General features: G+C 69.0%; 19 protein-coding genes and 1 pseudogene. 13 read left to right on the top strand and 7 right to left on the bottom strand.

The genetic code is table 11. The features are described 5' to 3' along the window. Positions 1 to 3 precede the first annotated feature (3 nt). Positions 4 to 1,803 carry a long-chain fatty acid--CoA ligase gene (locus tag MSZK_RS12070; RefSeq protein WP_099248050.1) on the bottom strand — a complete coding sequence of 600 codons (1,800 nt, stop codon included), beginning with the start codon at positions 1,801 to 1,803 and terminating at the stop codon, positions 4 to 6. Positions 1,804 to 1,870: 67 nt separating this feature from the next. Here MSZK_RS12070 and MSZK_RS12065 point away from each other — a divergent pair, with 67 nt between their 5' ends. The 5 genes from MSZK_RS12065 (at position 1,871) to MSZK_RS12045 (ending at position 5,249) form a co-directional block, all read left to right on the top strand. Beyond that, positions 1,871 to 2,260, top strand: a complete 390-nt coding sequence (locus tag MSZK_RS12065) for a polyketide cyclase / dehydrase and lipid transport (protein ID WP_099248048.1) — start codon at positions 1,871 to 1,873, stop codon at positions 2,258 to 2,260. Positions 2,261 to 2,358: 98 nt separating this feature from the next. Beyond that, complete coding sequence (locus MSZK_RS12060; RefSeq protein ID WP_099248046.1) at positions 2,359 to 2,793, top strand: SRPBCC family protein; 435 nt, start codon at positions 2,359 to 2,361, stop codon at positions 2,791 to 2,793. Then, on the top strand, positions 2,794 to 4,080 hold the full coding sequence (locus tag MSZK_RS12055) for an ArsA family ATPase (RefSeq protein ID WP_199203300.1): 1,287 nt from the start codon (positions 2,794 to 2,796) through the stop codon (positions 4,078 to 4,080). Next, on the top strand, positions 4,077 to 4,448 hold the full coding sequence (locus MSZK_RS12050; protein ID WP_099248180.1) for a hypothetical protein: 372 nt from the start codon (positions 4,077 to 4,079) through the stop codon (positions 4,446 to 4,448). Before MSZK_RS12055 ends, MSZK_RS12050 begins: the two co-directional genes overlap by 4 nt. 72 nt (positions 4,449 to 4,520) lie before the next feature. After that, positions 4,521 to 5,249, top strand: coding sequence for a 1-acyl-sn-glycerol-3-phosphate acyltransferase (locus tag MSZK_RS12045; protein WP_099248044.1), 729 nt, complete (start codon positions 4,521 to 4,523; stop codon positions 5,247 to 5,249). Here the strand turns inward: MSZK_RS12045 and MSZK_RS12040 are convergent. After that, the gene (locus MSZK_RS12040) at positions 5,191 to 6,501 is read right to left on the bottom strand and encodes a glycosyltransferase 87 family protein (protein WP_099248042.1); all 1,311 of its coding nucleotides are present in this window, start codon (positions 6,499 to 6,501) and stop codon (positions 5,191 to 5,193) included. The genes MSZK_RS12045 and MSZK_RS12040 overlap by 59 nt on opposite strands. Before the next feature lie 146 nt (positions 6,502 to 6,647). Between MSZK_RS12040 and MSZK_RS12035 the strand changes: the two genes are divergently transcribed. Genes MSZK_RS12035 through MSZK_RS12025 form a run of 3 tightly spaced genes read left to right on the top strand, consistent with a single transcriptional unit; the run spans position 6,648 to position 9,422 of the window. After that, entirely contained in the window at positions 6,648 to 7,481 is an 834-nt protein-coding gene (locus tag MSZK_RS12035) for a hypothetical protein (RefSeq protein ID WP_099248176.1), read from the top strand. A gap of 10 nt (positions 7,482 to 7,491) precedes the next feature. Beyond that, positions 7,492 to 8,001, top strand: coding sequence for a polyadenylate-specific 3'-exoribonuclease AS (locus MSZK_RS12030; protein ID WP_099248174.1), 510 nt, complete (start codon positions 7,492 to 7,494; stop codon positions 7,999 to 8,001). A gap of 32 nt (positions 8,002 to 8,033) precedes the next feature. Continuing rightward, a complete protein-coding gene (locus MSZK_RS12025) occupies positions 8,034 to 9,422 on the top strand; it encodes a class II 3-deoxy-7-phosphoheptulonate synthase (RefSeq protein ID WP_099248040.1) in 1,389 nt (462 codons plus the stop codon). On the opposite strand, the gene MSZK_RS12020 is transcribed toward MSZK_RS12025, so the two are convergent. Next, a complete protein-coding gene (locus MSZK_RS12020; RefSeq protein ID WP_099248038.1) occupies positions 9,419 to 10,639 on the bottom strand; it encodes a protein kinase in 1,221 nt (406 codons plus the stop codon). The two genes, MSZK_RS12025 and MSZK_RS12020, sit on opposite strands and share 4 nt — an antisense overlap. Before the next feature lie 81 nt (positions 10,640 to 10,720). Between MSZK_RS12020 and MSZK_RS12015 the strand changes: the two genes are divergently transcribed. Next, a complete protein-coding gene (locus MSZK_RS12015; RefSeq protein ID WP_099248036.1) occupies positions 10,721 to 11,125 on the top strand; it encodes an Rv2175c family DNA-binding protein in 405 nt (134 codons plus the stop codon). On the opposite strand, the gene MSZK_RS12010 is transcribed toward MSZK_RS12015, so the two are convergent. From MSZK_RS12010 to MSZK_RS11995, 4 genes are all read right to left on the bottom strand, one after another. After that, positions 11,119 to 12,624, bottom strand: coding sequence for an alpha-(1->6)-mannopyranosyltransferase A (locus tag MSZK_RS12010; RefSeq protein ID WP_199203299.1), 1,506 nt, complete (start codon positions 12,622 to 12,624; stop codon positions 11,119 to 11,121). The two genes, MSZK_RS12015 and MSZK_RS12010, sit on opposite strands and share 7 nt — an antisense overlap. Positions 12,625 to 12,628: 4 nt before the next feature. Continuing rightward, positions 12,629 to 13,687: a bifunctional (2E,6E)-farnesyl/geranyl diphosphate synthase gene (gene idsA2, locus MSZK_RS12005; RefSeq protein WP_099248170.1), complete on the bottom strand. Its 1,059-nt coding sequence runs from the start codon at positions 13,685 to 13,687 to the stop codon at positions 12,629 to 12,631. Positions 13,688 to 13,777: 90 nt separating this feature from the next. After that, complete coding sequence (locus tag MSZK_RS12000; protein WP_099248034.1) at positions 13,778 to 14,464, bottom strand: DUF3153 domain-containing protein; 687 nt, start codon at positions 14,462 to 14,464, stop codon at positions 13,778 to 13,780. 23 nt (positions 14,465 to 14,487) lie between these two features. After that, complete coding sequence (locus MSZK_RS11995; RefSeq protein ID WP_199203305.1) at positions 14,488 to 15,087, bottom strand: GNAT family N-acetyltransferase; 600 nt, start codon at positions 15,085 to 15,087, stop codon at positions 14,488 to 14,490. 272 nt (positions 15,088 to 15,359) lie between these two features. On the opposite strand from MSZK_RS11995, the gene MSZK_RS11990 reads away from it, so the two are divergent. From MSZK_RS11990 to MSZK_RS11975, 4 genes and pseudogenes are all read left to right on the top strand, one after another. After that, entirely contained in the window at positions 15,360 to 15,767 is a 408-nt protein-coding gene (locus MSZK_RS11990) for a DUF3040 domain-containing protein (RefSeq protein ID WP_099248166.1), read from the top strand. Between the two features lie 332 nt (positions 15,768 to 16,099). Beyond that, positions 16,100 to 16,531 (top strand): division/cell wall cluster transcriptional repressor MraZ, encoded by a 432-nt coding sequence (mraZ, locus tag MSZK_RS11985; RefSeq protein WP_099248032.1) that lies wholly within the window; start codon positions 16,100 to 16,102, stop codon positions 16,529 to 16,531. Continuing rightward, positions 16,506 to 17,699 (top strand): 16S rRNA (cytosine(1402)-N(4))-methyltransferase RsmH, encoded by a 1,194-nt coding sequence (rsmH, locus tag MSZK_RS11980; RefSeq protein WP_099248030.1) that lies wholly within the window; start codon positions 16,506 to 16,508, stop codon positions 17,697 to 17,699. The genes mraZ and rsmH overlap by 26 nt, the downstream gene beginning before the upstream one ends. Continuing rightward, a pseudogene (locus MSZK_RS11975) lies at positions 17,699 to 18,433 on the top strand (hypothetical protein); the annotation flags it as partial. The gene rsmH and the pseudogene MSZK_RS11975, both read left to right, overlap by 1 nt.

Here is an 18,433-nt window from a genome sequence, read left to right as displayed (position 1 = left end):
ACGCTACTTGGTGAAGATCGCCTCGATCTCCTCGGCGAACTTCTGCGCGACGACATTGCGTTTGACCTTCAACGTCGGGGTCAGCTCGCCGGTGAGCACGGTGAAATCACACGGCAGGATCCGGAATTTACGGATCGATTCCGCGTGCGACACATGCTGATTGGCGTCCTTGACGGCCAGCTCGATCTCTGCGACCAGATCGGGATCCTCCCGCAGCTCGGCCACCGACGCGTCGGCACGCTTGCCGTGATGGGTCTTCCAGACGTCGAACGCCTCGGGATCGATCGCGATCAGCGCGCCGATGAACGGCTGGTTGTCGCCCACCGCCATGGCCTGGCTGATCAGCGGATGGGCCCGCAGGGCGTCCTCGAGCACCGCGGGCGCCACGTTCTTGCCGCCGGCGGTCACGATGATTTCCTTCTTGCGGCCGGTGATCGACAGGAATCCGTCGGCATCGACGCTGGCCAGGTCGCCGGTGTGGAACCAGCCGTCGACGATCGCCTCGCTGGTCGCCTTCTCGTTGCGCCAATAGCCGCTGAACACCACGCCGCCTTTGACCAGCAACTCGCCGTCCTCGGCGATCTTCATTGCGTTGCCCGGCACCAGCTTGCCCACGGTGCCGACCTTGAGTTCGCCGATCCGGTTCACGGTGATCGCCGCGCTGGTCTCGGTCAGCCCGTAACCCTCGTAGATCGACAGTCCGACACCGCGGTAGAAGTGGCCGAGCCGCTTGCCCAGCGGCGCGCCGCCGGAGATCGCGGCATGGCAGTCGCCGCCCAGTGCGGCGCGCAGCTTGCCGTACACCAGCCGGTCGAACACCGCGTGGGCCGCCTTGAGCAGCAGGTTCGGCGACCCGTTCGCCAGCGCCTCGCTGTAGGCGATCGCGGTCTTGGCCGCGAGCTCGAAGATCCGGCCCTTGCCGCTGTCGCGGGCGTTCAACTCCGCTGTGTTGTACACCTTTTCGAAGACCCTGGGCACCGACACCACGATCGTCGGTTTGAACACCTGCAGCATGGGCACCAGGTTCTTGATGTCGCTGGTGTAGCCCAGGGTCACCTTGTTCGCGAATGCGGTCATCGACAGGGCGCGCGCCAGCACGTGAGCCAACGGCAAGAACACCAGCAGGCGTTCGTGCTGGCGCAGCAGGGTCGGGAAACATGTTGCCGCACCGCGGGTTTCCGACAGCAGGTTGGAATGGGTGAGTTGAACACCCTTCGGGCGCCCGGTGGTGCCCGAGGTGTAGATCAGGGTCGCCGGGTCGGCCGACCGCAGCTCGGCCAGCCTGCGCTCCAGTTCGGCGGGCTCGACACCGGCGCTGTGCTGCGCCAACTCGTCGAGGGCGGTGCTGCCCGCGGACTCGATGCGCAGCGCGGTCCGCAGGGCCGGTAGCTCGTCGTGCAGTTCGGCGACCATCTGGGCGTGCGCCTCGGTCTCGGTGAACACCACCACGGCGGCGGAATCCTCCAGCACCCATCGGACCTGCTCGGCCGAGGACGTCTCGTAGATCGGCACGGTGACCGCGCCGGCCGACAGGATCGCGTAGTCGAGGATGATCCACTCGTAACGGGTGGCCGACAGGATCGCCACCCGGTCACCGGGCGCCACGCCCAAGGCGATCAATCCCAGCGCCGCCGAGCGGATCTGAGCGGCCACCTCGGCGCAGGTGACGTCGGTCCAGGCGCCGTCGACAAGCCGCTGGGCGATCACGTAGTCCGGATCCGTGCGCTCGTGGGAGTACACGGAGCTGACCACGTTGTCGTGTTCACCGATGGTGAACGACGCCGGAACGCTGTATTCACGCATGGGGTCCAGCCTAGTCAACACCGCAGGTGGCGGTCGTCCGGCGGTGGCCATATGTGAAGCTGGGGGGATGAACAGCATCCAGGTTGCCGACGAGACGTTCGTGGCGGCCGATCCGGCGGCGGTCGGGCGGGCGGTCGCGGACCGGGCCGGCTGGCGGCGATGGTGGCCGGATCTGCGGCTCGAGGTCGTCGAGGATCGCGCCGACAAGGGCATCCGGTGGACGGTGACGGGCCCGCTGACCGGCACCATGGAGATCTGGCTGGAGCCCGTCCTCGACGGCGTGCTGCTGCACTACTTTCTGCACGCCGAGCCGACCGGCGTCGCGGCCTGGCAGCTGGCCAAGATGAACCTGCCCAAGCTGACCCATGCGCGCCGAGTGGCCGGCAAGCGGATGGCGTTCGAGGTGAAATCTCAGCTGGAGGCCTCGCGCCCGGTGGGCGTCGCACCCCAGCACTGATATCGGGTCACGCCCAGGGCCCAGAGGGTACCGTTTGTGGCCGAGGGAGCGTGACCTCGTCGGGTCGCGCAGCGCAGAAGCGACGGGAATTGGCAACAGTGGCTGACAAGACGGCGCAGACCATCTACATCGACGCGGATCCCCGCACCGTGATGGACGTCATCGCCGACATCGGGTCGTATCCGCAGTGGGTCTCGGAATACAAGGAGACCGAGGTTCTCGAGTCGGACGACCAGGGTTACCCACTGACCGCTCGGCTCGTGCTGGATGCCGCGGTGCTCTCCGACACCATGGTGCTGTCCTACGACTGGCCGGCCGACCACAAGTCGGTGCGCTGGTCGCTGGTCTCGAGCTCGCTGCTGAGGGCACTCGATGGCGCATACACCTTGGCGCCCAAGGGCTCTGGAACCGATGTCACCTACGAGCTCTCGGTGGATCTGATGATCCCGATGATCGGCCTGCTCAAGCGCAAAGCCGAGCGGCGGCTGACCGACACCGCGCTCAAGGACCTGAAGAAATGGGTCGAGGGCTGAGTGACGCCCGGTGACGCCCCCGCCGATGCGGGCCTGACCGACCGGGCCCGGATCAGCTTCTTCGTCGGCAAGGGCGGTGTGGGCAAGTCGACGCTGGCCTCGGCGACGGCGGTGCGCGCGGCACTGGCCGGTGACCGCGTGCTGGCGGTGTCCACCGACCAGGCGCATTCTCTCGGCGACGTCCTCGGCGTCCCGGTGCCGCCGACCGGTGCCCGTGAGCCGGTGCGGATTCTCACCGAGGAGGGCACCGACACCGCAGGCGGCGGCCACCTCGACGCGCTCGCGCTGGACACGTTGGCGCTGCTGGAGGGAAAGTGGCGGGCGATCGCCCCGGTGCTGGCCGCCAGGTTCCCCGACTCGGATCTCAAAGATGTTGCTCCGGAGGAACTTTCAGCACTTCCTGGAATTCAGGAGGTGCTCGGGCTTGCCGAGGTGGCCGCGCTGGCCGATTCCGGCCGGTGGGACTACCTGGTGGTGGACTGCGCCTCCACCGCCGACGCCATGCGGATGCTGACACTGCCCGCGACGTTCGCCATGTATCTCGAGCGGGCCTGGCCCCGGCATCGCCGGCTCAGTGCCGCCGTCGACAGCGCGCACAGCGCGGCCACCGTCGCGGTCATCGAGGGCGTCGCGGCCGCGGTCGAAGGGTTGTCCGCGCTGCTCACCGACGGTCAGCGGGTCAGCGCCCATCTGGTGCTCACCGCCGAACGGGTGGTCGCCGCCGAAGCCGTACGCACCCTGGGTTCGCTGGCGCTGATGGGTGTGCGCGTAGCCGAACTTCTGGTCAATCAGATTCTGGTTCAGGACGATTCGTACGAGTACCGCAACCTGCCCGACCATCCGGCGTTCGACTGGTATTCCGAGCGGATCGTCGAGCAGCAGTCGGTGCTCGACGAGCTCACCGGCGCGATCGGTGATGTCGAGCTGGTGCTGGCCCCGCACCTGCCCGGTGAACCGATCGGGGCCAAGGCGCTGGGTCAGCTGCTCGACAGCGCGCGCCGGCGGGACGGCTCGCCGCCGCCGGGGCCGCTGAAGCCGGTGGTGGACCGCGAATCGGGCTCGGGAATCGATGCGATCTACCGCATGCGGCTAGAGTTGCCGCAAATCGATCCGGCCACGCTGACGCTGGGCCGGGTCGACGACGACCTGATCATCGGCGCGGCGGGGATGCGGCGCCGGGTGCGATTGGCGTCGGTGCTGCGGCGCTGCATCGTGGTCGATGCGGCGTTGCGGGGGACCGAGCTGACCGTGCGCTTTCGACCCAACCCGGAGGTGTGGCCCGCGTGAACGGCTCGCATCCCGACCTGGGGCCTGAGCTGCGCGCGCTGGCCCAGGCGATCCTCGACCGGCTGGATCCGGCCGTGCGGGCCGGCGCCGCCTTCGCCGCGGGCAGTCCGCAGGGTAAGTGCCAACAGGTGTGGTGCCCGATCTGTGCGCTGGCCGCGTTGGTCAACGGGGAACAACACCCGCTGCTGACCGTCGTCGCCGAGCACAGCGTCGCGCTGGTGACGATGATCCGCGCCATGGTCGCCGAGCAGGGCCCGCCCGAGGGCCCCGGCCCCGGCGGTACAACACCCCCCGACGAGCCGGCTCCCGATACGCCGGGACCGTCGCCGGGTCGTTACCAGCACATCACGGTCACCGTCGAGGAGTGAAGCGACCTGTGGTCGGCCTGCGCGGGCCTGGGTAGAGTTAGCCCAAAGCGCGCGGCCCGAGCGGGAGGCTCCATGTGGTTCTGGTTGTTCAAGTACGTCATCATGGGTCCGTTGCTCCGTTTGCTCGGTCGTCCGAAAGTTGAAGGCCTGGAATACATTCCGCGCTCCGGGCCGGTGATTCTGGCCAGTAACCACCTGGCCGTCGCCGACAGCTTCTACCTCCCGCTGGTGGTCAGGCGTCGGATCACCTTCCTGGCGAAGTCGGAGTACTTCACCGGCACCGGCCTCAAGGGCTGGTTCAACCGGTGGTTCTACTCCTCGACCGGACAGGTGCCGATCGACCGCACCGACGCCGACAGTGCGCAGGCCGCGCTGGACACCGCGCAGCGGCTGCTCGAGCAGGGCAAGCTGCTCGGGATGTATCCCGAGGGCACCCGTTCGCCGGACGGCCGGCTCTACAAGGGCAAGACCGGGCTGGCCCGGCTCGCCCTGGAAACCCAGGTCCCGGTGATTCCGGTCGCGATGATCGGAACCGACGTCGTCAACCCGCCGGGATCCAAGATGTGGCGCTTCGGCCGGGTGACCGTGCGGTTCGGCAAGCCGATGGACTTCTCCCGCTTCGACGGGCTGGCCGGCAACCGGTTCATCGAGCGGGCTGTCATCGACGAGGTCATGTACGAGCTGATGAAGCTGTCCGGCCAGGAGTACGTCGACATCTACGCGGCGACGCTGAAGAACGACCCTAAGCCGGGTGCACCAGATCAGCCACCGGCGCGGATCCCGCAGTCCGCCGCGGGATAGCCCGGGTCCTCGCCGCGGTCAGCCCAGCAACCACGATCACCGCCAGCGCCCACCACACGTAGGACATCCCGAGCAGCTGGCGCCACCACGAGGCCGTGCTCTCGTGGTGTTTGGGCAGCAGCTCCAGCGGGATCCACATCATCAGCACCACCCCGATCGCGGTAACCGAGCCCAGCGCCACGTTGCGGTGGCGGTAGGCGATCACCACGCCGGTGATGACCGTCGGCAGCGCCCACACCCAGTGGTGCGACCATGACACCGGCGAGACCATCAGCCCGAACAGCGCCACACACATCAGCGCCAGCGTGGGCGCCTCGCCGCCGTCGGGTGCGGCGCTCAGCAGCCGCCGCACCGCCCAGATCGTCACCGCCAACACCGCGAAGCAGGCCAGCGTCCACAGGACGAAATGGGTGCTCTTGTCCAGACCGAGCCGGGCCAGCGCGCCGGCGATGTTCTGGTTGGTGTTCAGCGCCGCGCTGCCGATGCGATCCGTGTGGCGCACCGTGGTGGTCCAGTACTCCAGCGAATCTCGCCAGGCCAGCGCGCAGCCCAGCAGGCTGGCCGCGACGAAGGTGCCCACGGCGGTCAGCGCGGCGCGGCCGTCGCGGCGCAGCACGAAGTACAGCAGGAACACCGCGGGCGTCAGTTTCAGGGCGATCGCCACGCCCAGCAGCATTCCGCGCGGCCACGGGGTGCGGCGCGGTAGGCAGTCCGCGATCACCAGCGTCATCAGCACCACGTTGATCTGGCCGAAATCGAAGTTGGCGTCGATCGGCTCCAGGTAGATCACCGCCAGCGCCACGATGCCGGCCGCCAGCCAGGCGCGACGCAGCCAGGCCGGCTCGCGGGTGATCGCCGAGTCCGGCCACACCGCCAGCCGGGTCAGCACGATCCAGGTGGACACCAGCACCAGCACCAGCGTGATGACCGTGATCGTCACGCTGGCCACCGGGAACGACATCGCGGCGAACGGACTGAACACGATTGCCGCCAGCGGGGGGTAGGTGAACGGCAGATCCAGCCCGATCAGGGTGTGGAAGGTGGCGTCACCGGCATACAGCGGCCGCCCAGCCAACCACGCCTGACCGCCCATCCGGTAGACCTCGATGTCGATGCGGTAGGGGATGTGCCGGAACAACAACCACCCGGCGTAGAGCGCCACGGCGGCGATCACCGCCTGCGTCACCCGCCATCCCGCGGATGGCCAGGGCCTCGTCACACTGCCCAAGCCGGGCGGCCGCCGCATACTCATGTCGCCACCAGACTATCTCCGCGAAGGCGACGCGCCGGACCATATCCCGGCCGTGGCGGCGCCATCGGTGCTCATCGGGCGTATCTTCTGACCCCGTGCCCTTCGGACTGCACTTCGACGTCGTCGCCCCCGGGCGGGTGCCGCTGATGTGGTGCCTGATCGCGTTCATCCTGACCTTCTTCGTGACTCGGACGATCGTGCGCTACATCCGACGCAACGCCGGTAACGAAGCCCCGCGCAAGTGGTGGCAGCCACGCAACATCTCCGGCCGCGGCGGCCTGCACATCCACCACGTCGTCATCGGCATCGTGCTGGTGATGATCTCCGGGGTGACCATGGTGACGCTGGCCGTCGACGGCGGGGTGGGTGAGTTCACCGCCGCCGCAATTGTTTTCGGGATCGGCGCGGCCCTGGTGCTGGATGAGTTCGCGCTCATTCTGCACCTCGAGGACGTGTATTGGGCCGAGGACGGCCGCGCCTCGGTGGACGCGGTGTTCGCCGCGGTCGCGATCGCGGGCCTGCTGGTCATGGGGTTCAACCCGCTGTCGTTCTTCGACATCGGGATCTGGCGTGAGGACGATTCGGTGGTGGCCCGCACCACGGTCGTCGTGATGGCGGTGCTCACGCTGGCGCTGGCGGTGGTGGTGCTGCTCAAGGGCAAGGTCTGGACCGGGCTGGTCGGCATGTTCATCACCCCGCTGCTGTTCGTCGGCGCGATCCGGCTGTCCCGCCCGCACGCCCCGTGGGCGCGCTGGCACTACCAGGACAAGCCCAAGAAGATGAAAAAGGCCCTGGAACGGGAGCGCTACCTGCGCAGACCGGTGGTCCAGGCGAAGCTGTGGCTGCAGCACATCGTCGCCGGAGAGCCCAGTTTCCCGGCCGATTCCGAGGTCGACGCCGAGCTGGATCGCGAAATCCACGCCGCGCCCGCACCCTCGGCGCGCGTCGACGCCGCCGTCCCGGCCGAGGCGACCGGATAGGGTGCGGCCGGTGCGGTACTTCTACGACACCGAGTTCATCGACAACGGGCGGATCATCGACCTGATCTCGATCGGGGTGGTCGCCGAGGACGGTCGCGAGTTCTACGCGATCTCCACCGAGTTCGATCCGGAGTCGGCAGGCAAGTGGGTGCGCACCAACGTGCTGCCGAAACTGCCCAAACCCTCGTCGCAGCTGTGGCGGTCGCGGCGCCAGATCCGCGAGGGGCTGGAGGAGTTCTTCGACATCGACGGCGACGAGCCGATCGAGCTGTGGGCGTGGGTGGCCGCCTACGACCACGTGGCGCTGTGCCAGCTGTGGGGGCCGATGACCAGCCTGCCGCCGCAGATCCCGCGGTTCACCCGCGAGCTGCGGCAGTTCTGGGAGGAGCGGGGCTGCCCGCGGATGCCACCCCGGCCGCACGACACCCATGACGCCTTGGTCGACGCCCGCCACAACCTGCGCCGGTACGTGCTGATGACCACCGGCGTCGACCTGGGTGTGACGCCGGTCAGCCGGTAAAAGGGGGTGCGCGGCCCGGTTACCATGGACGGGTGAACTGGACCGTTGACGTACCGATCGAGCAGCTGCCGTCGCTGCCGCCGCTCCCGGCTGACCTGCGCGGACGGCTCGATGCGGCGCTGACGAAGCCGGCGCTGCAGCAGCCCAGCTGGGATCCCGAGCAGGCCGCGGCGATGCGCACGGTACTCGAGAGCGTGCCGCCGGTCACCGTGCCCTCGGAGATCGAGAAGCTCAAGTCGCAGCTGGCCGACGTCGCCCGCGGCAAGGCGTTCCTGCTCCAGGGCGGCGACTGCGCCGAGACCTTCGTCGACAACACCGAACCCCACATCCGGGCCAACATCCGCACCCTGCTGCAGATGGCGGTGGTGCTCACCTACGGCGCCAGCATGCCGGTGGTCAAGGTGGCCCGGATCGCCGGCCAGTACGCCAAGCCGCGCTCCTCGGACACCGACGCGCTGGGGCTGAAGTCCTACCGCGGCGACATGGTCAACGGATTCGCCCCCGACGCCGCGGTGCGCGAACACGACCCGTCCCGGCTGGTCCGCGCCTACGCCAACGCCAGCGCCGCGATGAACCTGGTCCGCGCCCTGACCTCGTCCGGCATGGCGTCGCTGCACCAGGTGCACGACTGGAACCGGGAGTTCGTCCGCACCTCGCCCGCGGGTGCCCGCTACGAGCAGCTGGCCGGGGAGATCGACCGTGGGCTGCGCTTCATGAGCGCCTGCCGGGTCGACGATCGCAACCTCGACACCGCCGAGATCTACGCCAGCCACGAGGCGCTGGTGCTGGACTACGAGCGGGCGATGCTGCGGATGGACACCGAATCGCCGACCGGCCCCAAGCTCTACGACCTGTCGGCGCACTACGTCTGGATCGGGGAACGCACCCGCCAGCTCGACGGCGCGCACGTCGCGTTCGCCGAGGTGATCGCCAACCCGATCGGCGTCAAGATCGGCCCGACGACGTCGCCGGAACTGGCGGTGGAATACGTCGAGCGCCTCGACCCGAACAACGAGCCGGGCCGGCTCACGCTGGTCAGCCGGATGGGCAACCACAAGGTGCGCGACGCCCTGCCCCCGATCATCGAGAAGGTGCAGGCCTCTGGTCACCAGGTGATCTGGCAGTGCGACCCGATGCACGGCAACACCCACGAGTCCTCGACCGGCTACAAGACCCGCCACTTCGATCGCATCGTCGACGAGGTGCAGGGCTTCTTCGAGGTGCATCGTGCGCTGGGCACCCATCCCGGCGGGATCCACGTGGAGATCACCGGCGAGAACGTCACCGAATGCCTCGGCGGCGCCCAGGACATCTCCGATTCGGACCTGGCCGGCCGCTATGAGACGGCCTGCGACCCGCGGTTGAACACCCAGCAGAGCCTGGAGCTGGCGTTCCTGGTCGCGGAGATGCTGCGCGACTAGGAGCCGATCAGCGCAGGCAGGTTGGTGCCCAGCATCCAGCCGGCGGCCGCGGCGCCGCCGGCGAGCAGCAGCACGATCAGCACCCAGAACACCAGCGACCGCCGGGCCCGTTGCCGTTCCCAGATGAATTCGGTGATCTCGATACCGGCGAATTGGCTTGGCGGAAGTTCGCTTTCGTCGTCGGCGGGCTCCGCATTCCACTCCTGCGGATCGCGGATCAGCTGTCGGGTGGGGTTGCGGACGCCCGGGGGAGGCGGCGGCACCGGCGCCGCGGGCGGCGCCGGTCGGTAGTCGTCGGTGGGACGGTCGTGCAGGGCGGTCGCAGCCGCATGCTGGGCGGAGTTCTTCGGTGCCGGCACACGGAATTTCGGCAGCGCGAGCTCCTGGGCGATCGCGTCGAGATCCTCGGCCATCTCCTCGGCGTCGGCGAACCGGGCGTCCGGTTCGCGCGCGGTCGCACGCGCGATGAACTCGTCGAACTGCTGCGGCACCCCGGCGATCGCCGAGCTGGGCGGCGGCACATCGTGATCCATCCGCTGATACGCCACGGTCAGCGGATTGTCACCACTGAACGGTGTTGTGCCGGTGATCAATTCGTAGGCCAGAATACCGACGGCGTAGACGTCGCTGCGGGCATCGGCCGCGCCGCTGCTGACCTGTTCGGGGGACAGGTACGCCGCGGTGCCCAAGATGACACTGGTCGAGGTGATCCCGGCCTCGGCCACCGCGCGCACCAGCCCGAAGTCGACCAGCTTGACGTCGCCGTCGTCGGAGATCAGTACGTTCTCGGGCTTGACGTCGCGGTGCACCAGCCCGGCGTGATGGGCGGTGGCCAGGCCGCCCAGCACCGGACGCAGGACCGCTGCCGCGGCGTGCGGCGGCATCGGGCCGCGCTCACGCAGCAGTTCACGCAACGTGCCGCCCTCGATCAGTTCCATCACGAGAAAGGGGTGGCTGCCGTCCAACCCCTGGTCATAAACACCGACCAGGCCAGGGTCCTTCAGCCGGGCGACTGCGCGCGCCTCACGCTGGAAGCGGGTGAGGAACTGGGCGTCGTTGGCGTAGCGCGCATCCATCACCTTCAGCGCCACCGGCCGGTCCAGTCGGACGTCCAGTCCGCGGTACACCGTCGACATTCCGCCGGTGGCGATCTTGGCGTCGACGCGGTACCGGCCTTCCAGCAACACGTGCAGCAGGGGGTCCGACGTCACCGCCACATGGTATGCCGTGCCCGAGGGGCGCCGATTCGTCACGCCGAGCGCGTGTCACGGTGGCTGTGACGGTTCTAGACTGATGCGGTGAGCAGTATTCCCGCCGGTGACGACGTTTTGGATCCCGACGAGCCCGTCTACACGCTGCCCGAAGTCGCCGATTTGTTGCAGATCCCGGTGACCAAGGTGCATCAGCAGTTACGGGAAGGCCACCTCGTGGCGGTGCGGCGCGACCGGGTGCCGGTGATCCCCCAGGCATTCCTCAACGACCAGGGCGAGGTGGTCAAGAGCCTGCCCGGCTTGCTGGCGGTGCTGCGCGACGGCGGCTATCACGACACCGAGATCCTGCGGTGGCTGTTCACCCCCGATCCGTCGCTGACGGTGACCCGTGACGGGGTCCGGGAGGCGGTCAGCAACGCGCGCCCCGTCGACGCGCTGCACGCCCACCAGGCCCGCGAGGTCATCCGGCGGGCTCAGGCGATGGCCTACTGAGCGCCGACCCCGGCAGGCGACCGCGGGGCCCGGTGCAGCGAATACCAGGCGGCCAGGGCGCAGGCGGTGGCCAGCAGCACGTGGATCCACGAGTACATGCCGTGTGAGCCGTCCGGTTTGAAGATCACCATGATCCATGTCGAGAACCCGGCGATCAGCGCGATCGCCGCACGCGACTGGGCCAGGGCCGAGATCACCGCCAGCGGCCAGGTGTAGTACCACGGCAGCGCTGCGGGCACGAACAGCACCACCATCAGCATCGCCCAGGCGATACCCATCAGAGCCTCGCGGTCGTCGTGGCGAAACCGCCACCACAGCAGCGGAAGTGACACCGCGATGATGACGATGCCGGCGATCCGGGTGACCTCGAGTACGGCGTAGAAGTTCACGCCGACGAACAGTCCGCCGACGGCGTTGGTCAGGTTGGCGACCGCCGTCGGGACGGTCAGCCAGTTGATGATCTTCACCGAGCCGGCCAGCGCGGTCAGCCAGCCCAGCCCCACCCCGGCCACCCAGGACAGCACCGCGAACACCGCGACGAAGATCGCCACCGATGCCGCCGATGCGGTCGCGAAAGCCGTTACCGCGCCTGTCTTTCGCTGCTGGCGCAGATGTCGCATCCACACCCACACCATGAACGGCAGGGCCAGCACCGCGGTGGCCTTCACCGCGACGGCGACTGCGATCAGCGCCGCACCCGCGGCGTGTTGACGGGCGAAGGTCAGCGCTATGCCGGCCATCATCAGCCCCACCATCAGCATCTCGTTGTGCACGCCACCCATGAGATGGATGATCACCAGCGGGTTGAGCACGCAAATCCACAGTGCCACCGCGCCGTTGGCGCCGACGTGGCGGGCCACCCGGGGGGCCGCCCAGATGAGCATCGCCAACCCGGGCAGCATGCACAGTCGCAGCAGCATGGTGCCGGCCACCACGTGGTCGCCGACCAGGGTGGTGACGAAGCGGGCCACCAGAATGAAGGCCGGCCCGTACGGCGCGGTGGTGGTGGTCCAGATCGGGCTGACGTTGTCCAGCAACGAGTTCTGGTTCTCCACCGGGCCGACGGCGTAGGGGTCGAAGCCGTCGCGCAGCAGCGCGCCCTGCGCCAGATAGGAATAGGTGTCGCGGCTGAACAGCGGAACGCTCAGCAGCAGGGGAGCCAGCCAGAAGCCGGTGGTGGCGATCATCGTGTAGTCGCTGACGTCGTGCTGCACCCGCCGGCCGACCCACAGCCACGCCACCAGCATCACCACCACGCCGCCCCACAGCAGCACCGAGGACACCACCAGGCCGTGGCCGAACCGCAGCCAGGACAGGTGGATCGACTCGAGCAACGGGTCGTGCTGGCGGGTGCTGCCCGCGCCCAGCCCGCCGAGGGTGATCAACACCGCGCCGAGAAAACCGAGCAGTGCCGGACGTCCCTCGTCGCCGGCGGTGAACGCCGCCAGACGCGCGAGGCCGGACTGGGGTTTCGGTGGGGTGGGTGTCAGGGCGGACATAGGCCTAGGCCGACCGGTTGGCGGCCAATCTGGCGAGCTCGGTCAGACCGGCCCGGGCCGGCGCGTTGATCGGCGCGCTCTCCAGCAGGCCCAGCGCACGGTTGGTCAGGAGTTCGATCCGGGCCTCGACGGCGGCCAGCGCGCCGACCGATTCGATGACGTCGCACAGCTCGCGTACCGCCGCGTCGCTGAGATCGGTGCCGATCCCGGCGCGCAGCCGGTCGGCGGCCGCGGCGTCGGCGGCGTCGGCCCGTCCGAGTGCCTCGGCCAGCAGCACCGTGCGCTTGCCGGAGCGCAGGTCGTCGCCGGACGGCTTGCCGGTCACGGCGGGATCGCCGAACACGCCGAGAACGTCGTCGCGCAGCTGGAACGCGACGCCCAGGTCCGTGCCCAGCTCGTAGAAGATGCTCTGCACATCCGGCCGGTCGGCGGCGGCCGCGGCACCCATCTGCAGGGGGCGGGAGATGGTGTACGAGGCGGTCTTGAAGGTGTTGACGTTCATCGCCGACTCGATCGACTCGGCGGCGCTGGACTCGGCGACGATGTCGAGGAACTGGCCGCCGAGGACCTCGGTGCGGATGTCGGACCACACCCGCTGCACCCGGCGCTGGTCGTCGGCGGGCAGATCCACCCCGGCGACGATGTCGTCGGCCCACACCAGCGACAGGTCGCCGAGCAGGATCGCCGCCGAGCGGCCGAACTGCTCGGAGTCCCCGCGCCACCCGCGATTGCGGTGCAGGTCGGTGAAGTGCACGTGGGCGGTGGGCCAGCCGCGCCGGGTCGCCGAATCGTCGATCACGTCGTCGTGCACCAGCGCGCATGCGTGCAGCAGCTCCAGCGCCGAGAACAGCAGCAGGATTCCGTCGTCCACGGCCGCGTCGGGCTCGGCGGTCACCGCGCGGTAGCCCCAGTAGGCGAACGCGGGCCGCACCCGTTTTCCGCCGCGCAGGACGAAGTCCTCGAGGGCGGCGATGAGGCCGTCGTAATCGGTACCGATGTAGGCCGCCTCGGCCCGGCGGCCGGCGAGATATCCCCGCAGTTGGTCGGTCACGGCGCCGGCCAGCTGGACGGCCGAGGGAGCTACGGCTTCGACGCTCAGCGCGGCGCCCCTTTCTGTGTACGAGGGTGGGTGCAACCTAGCGTAAAGCGTCGGCTAGCTGTCGGTCTGGTCGGCGCTGGCAAATCGTGGTGAGCGGTCCCGGCTGACCCAGGCCAGCGTGCCGATGACGCCGCAGACCACCAGGGCGCCCAGCCCCAGCCACAGCGCCGCGCCGGTGAACGAGCGGGTGCTGGGGTCGGTGTAGCGCGCCTGCGCGCTCATCGTCGACACCACGCCCGGCTTGAGCTTCCACTCGACGACGTCGGTGTCGAGCCGGTCGCCGTTGGTCGAGGTCACCTCGCCCGGGAAGGAGACCGTCAACTCCACGTCGGCGTCCGGGTCGTTGACGCTGGTCAGGTCCACCCGGCCCTCGAGGATCACCAGATTGCCGGCCCGCCGCAGCGAGATGTCCACGCCGGCCGCCTCCCGATTGAGGTTGGCCAGCTGCGGCACCTCGGAGAAGCTCAGGTTGGAGAACACCGCCTGCGACCCGACGTAATCGTCGGAGTCGTATTTCGACACCGAGATCTTCTGGCTGAACGGCACGTTGAGGTCGAACTGGGGGCCCTGGTCGCTGGAGTCCCGCGGTTTGGCCGCGGCGATGATCTGCCCGGAGACCTGGTCGTCGGGGGACACCGTGATCGAGGCGTGGACCCGCACGCAGCCGACGGCCAGCGGCGCCACGAGCAGCAGCAGCAACGCCACGGCGCGCAGGCGCAGGCGGCGGGATCGGTCGCGCACTCCGGTATCGTGCCAGATTCGGGCTAAAGCGGGAGGCTGCGGCCCAGAATGGCGAATGCCCGCGGGTCGCCGGCGAAGTGATAACCGCGGATCACATCGGTGAAGCCCAGCCGGCGGTACAGGCGCCAGGCCCGATTGGCCTCGCCGATGATCTCCGGGGTGGACAGCAACACATGCGCCTCGCCGCGCCCGGTCAGCAGCCGCCGCGCCAGCGCCTCGCCCAGGCCCCGGCCCTGCGCGCTGGGATGGATGTGCAGCTCGGTCAGCTCGAAGTAGTTGCTCATCAGCTCGCCGATCTCCTCGGCCGGCTTGCCGATGCGGTGCAGCCCGGCCACTACCTGCTGTTGCCACCACTGGTCGGGTGCCCCGCAGTATCCGTAGGCGATGCCGAGCAGCGACCCGCGTGCCAGCTGGTCGGCGTTGGGGCCGGCGGCGTCGGTCGCGTCGGCTTCGACGGCCGCCACGGCCTTCCAGCCCTGCCTGCGGGTGTGCTCGAGCCACATCGCCGCCCGCTGGCTCTCGGTGCCGCGGGGGTAGCGCATGGCGTCGACGTACACCGTCAGCGCGTCCTGAAGGCGTTGCGCCATATCGGTGGGCGACAGATCGATGAGGAAAGTCGCCAACGCCTGGATGCCCTTCGTCGTCTGCGGATCGGTCATGGGTACCCGCCATTATCGGGGCAGTCTGGACCCGTCGGTCACCGGCAAGCTGATGACGGGCCTCTTACGTGGTGGTGGCCGCAGCAGAACAACCCCTGGACACAGCTACAATCGGGTGGACCAAGTAGGTGGTACGGCGCACCTTCAGCTCGTATCATTTGGTTAGTTGCCCGGCAATTGCTGGGCAGCCAAGTTTTATCGGAATCGTGACCGGCTGTGTCGGCAAGGAGGGACGAATGCCACTCTCCGATCATGAGCAGCGCATGCTCGATCAGATCGAGAGCGCTCTCTATGCCGAGGACCCCAAGTTCGCCTCGAGCGTGCGGGGCGGGACTCTGCGTGCTCCGTCGACGCGCAGGCGACTGCAGGGTGCCGGCCTGTTCGTGATCGGTCTGGCGATGCTGATCGCCGGGGTTGCGTTCAAAGCCACCATGATCGGCAGTTTCCCGATCCTGTCGGTGGTGGGTTTCGTGGTGATGTTCGGCGGCGTCGTGTTCGCGATCACCGGGCCGCGCGTGGCCGGCGGACGGGACAAGTCCGGCCCGTCGTCGTCGGCGGGTCCGCGGCCGCGCAAGGCCAAGGGCGGCGGCGGTTCGTTCACCAGTCGGATGGAGGATCGCTTCCGGCGTCGTTTCGACGAGTGAGCGCACGCGTTTCACCCACGGGGTAGCCGATCGGCTGCCCCGTTTTTGTTTGCCTCGACGCGCTGCGCGGCGCGCGCGCCGGCGCCCGTGATCGGGCTGTCCGCCTAGGCGCCCCACTTCGCCCCACCGGGCTCTGAGCTGGACTTTTCGGGTATTCGTCCGGCGCTTCGTGGGGGATGGCGGGCATTGTGTGGCGGAAAGTGGTGAGCCGCGGCCAAAATCAGGGTCGGATGTGGAGCAAAGTGGGGGATTGTGGGGTATTGTGGCGGTTAGCGGAGCGACGGCTCCGCGGAGCTGGGGCCTCCACGCAGGTGTGAAGGGATGTGCGCAGCATGTTTCTCGGCACCTACACGCCCAAGCTCGACGACAAAGGGCGGCTCACACTGCCCGCCAAGTTCCGCGACGCGCTGGCAGGAGGGTTGATGGTCACCAAAAGCCAAGATCACAGCCTTGCTGTCTACCCGAGGACGGAATTCGAACAGCTGGCCCGGCGGGCCGCGCAGACCTCGCGCAGCAATCCCGATGCGCGCGCCTTCCTGCGCAACCTGGCGGCCGGCACCGACGAACAGCACCCCGACTCCCAGGGCCGGATCACCCTGTCCGCGGATCACCGGCGCTACGCCAACCTGTCCAAGGACTGCGTGGTCATCGGCGCCGTCGACTTCCTCGAGATCTGGGACGCCCAGGCCTGGCAGGAATACCAAGAGACCCACGAAGAGAACTTCTCCGCGGCCAGCGATGAAGCACTCAGCGACATCATCTGAGCTGGCCGCCCAGCCGGAGGTAGCCCGTGCATCGTGGCCTCTGCCCGAACCGACCCTGACGTACTTCCCCAACGCCAGGTTCGCGAACTCGGACAGGGACCTCGATGCTCGGGCGCACTCAGGCCCGATTGGTGCGCACCGCCAACTTCCCGGAGGTCCCGTCGTGGTTGACGAATCCGGCTCCGAATCCGGCCACGGGCACGTCCCCGTCCTGCTGGACCGCTGCGTCGAGATCCTGGCCCCCGCCCTGACCCGACCGGGAGCCGTTCTGGTCGACGGCACCCTGGGTGCCGGGGGACATGCCGAACGCTTTCTGACCGATTTTCCGCAGCTGCGCCTGATCGGGCTCGACCGCGATCCGGGCGCGCTGGCGATCGCCCGGGCGCGGCTGGCCCCGTTCGCCGACCGGGTCACCCTGGTGCACACCCGCTACGACGGCATCGCCGACGCGCTGATCGAAGCCGGCTGCGCCGCAACCGATTCGGTCGACGGGGTGTTGCTCGACCTGGGCGTCTCCTCGATGCAGCTGGACCAGGCCGAGCGGGGATTCTCCTACGCCAAGGACGCCCCGCTGGACATGCGGATGGACACCGACGCGCCGCTGACCGCCGCGGAGATCCTCAACACCTACGACCGTGCCGAGCTGACCGACATCCTGCGCCGGTTCGGCGAGGAGAAGTTCGCCCACCGGATCGCCGGGCTGATCGTCGAGCGCCGCCAGCAGTCGCCGCTGACCACCACCGGCGAACTCGTCGAGATCGTCTACCGCGGAATCCCGGCACCGGCCCGGCGAACCGGCGGCCACCCCGCCAAACGGACCTTCCAGGCGCTGCGGATCGCGGTGAACGCCGAGCTGGATTCGCTGACCGCGGCCCTGCCCGCGGCCTTGGCGGCGCTGCGGGCGGGCGGCCGGATCGTGGTGATGTCCTACCAGTCGCTCGAAGATCGCATCGTCAAGACCACGTTCGCCGCGGCGACCGCATCCCGGTCGCCGGCGGGTCTGCCGGTCGAACTGCCCGGCTACGAGCCGGAATTCAGCGCGATCACCCGCGGCGCCGAGCGCGCCGGCGAGGACGAGATCGAACGTAATCCGCGTAGTGCGCCGGTCCGGCTGCGGGCACTGCAACGTGTGACGCCGGGTGACCCGCGACGGGGAGGGAAGAGCTGATGAAGGTGGGGCGCAAGCCGGCCGGTCCCGGCGATCGCAAAGAGGCCAAGGCTGAGGCGGGCAGGGACAAGAAGTCCTCCGCCAAGAAGGGCGCCGCCACCAAGGCCGCTGCCAAGTCCGGCAGTGCGACCGCGCGCCGCCGCGGCGCCGAGAGCCCGGCCCGTGGTGGCCGCGCGACGGCCCGCCGCCCCCACGAACCCCGGGCGCTGCGTCAGGGCCCGCAGACCGCCCCGGTCGCCCGGCCGGCCGAACGTCCCGCGCGACCCAAGACCGTCAGCCAGGCCAAGGCCCGGGCGAAGGCCCGTAAGGCCAAGGCGCCCAAGGTTGTTCGGCCGCCACTGCGCGAGCGGCTGATCGCCCGGCTGGCGACTGTCGACCTGCGTCCGCAGGTGCTGCTGGCCAAGGTGCCGTTCGTGGTCCTGGTCATCGGTTCGCTCGGCGTCGGTCTGGCCGTGACGCTGTGGCTGTCCACCGATGCCGCGCAGCGCTCCTATCAGCTGGGCACCGCCCGCTCGGTCAACGAGGCGCTCTCGCAGCAGAAAGAGGCCCTCGAGCGCGACGTGCTGGAGGCCGAATCCGCGCCCGCGTTGGCCGAGGCCGCCCGCAATCTGGGCATGATCCCCTCGAAGGACACCGCGCATCTGGTGCAGGACCCGACCGGCAACTGGACGGTGGTGGGCAAGCCGAAGCCGGCCGAGGGCGCCCCGCCGCCCCCGCTGAATGCCAAGCTCCCC

Source organism: Mycobacterium sp. shizuoka-1 (assembly GCF_002723835.1).
Taxonomy (GTDB): Bacteria; Actinomycetota; Actinomycetes; order Mycobacteriales; family Mycobacteriaceae; genus Mycobacterium.
Note: the sequence above shows the minus strand (reverse complement) of the source record. Positions and strands in the feature narration are given on the sequence as shown.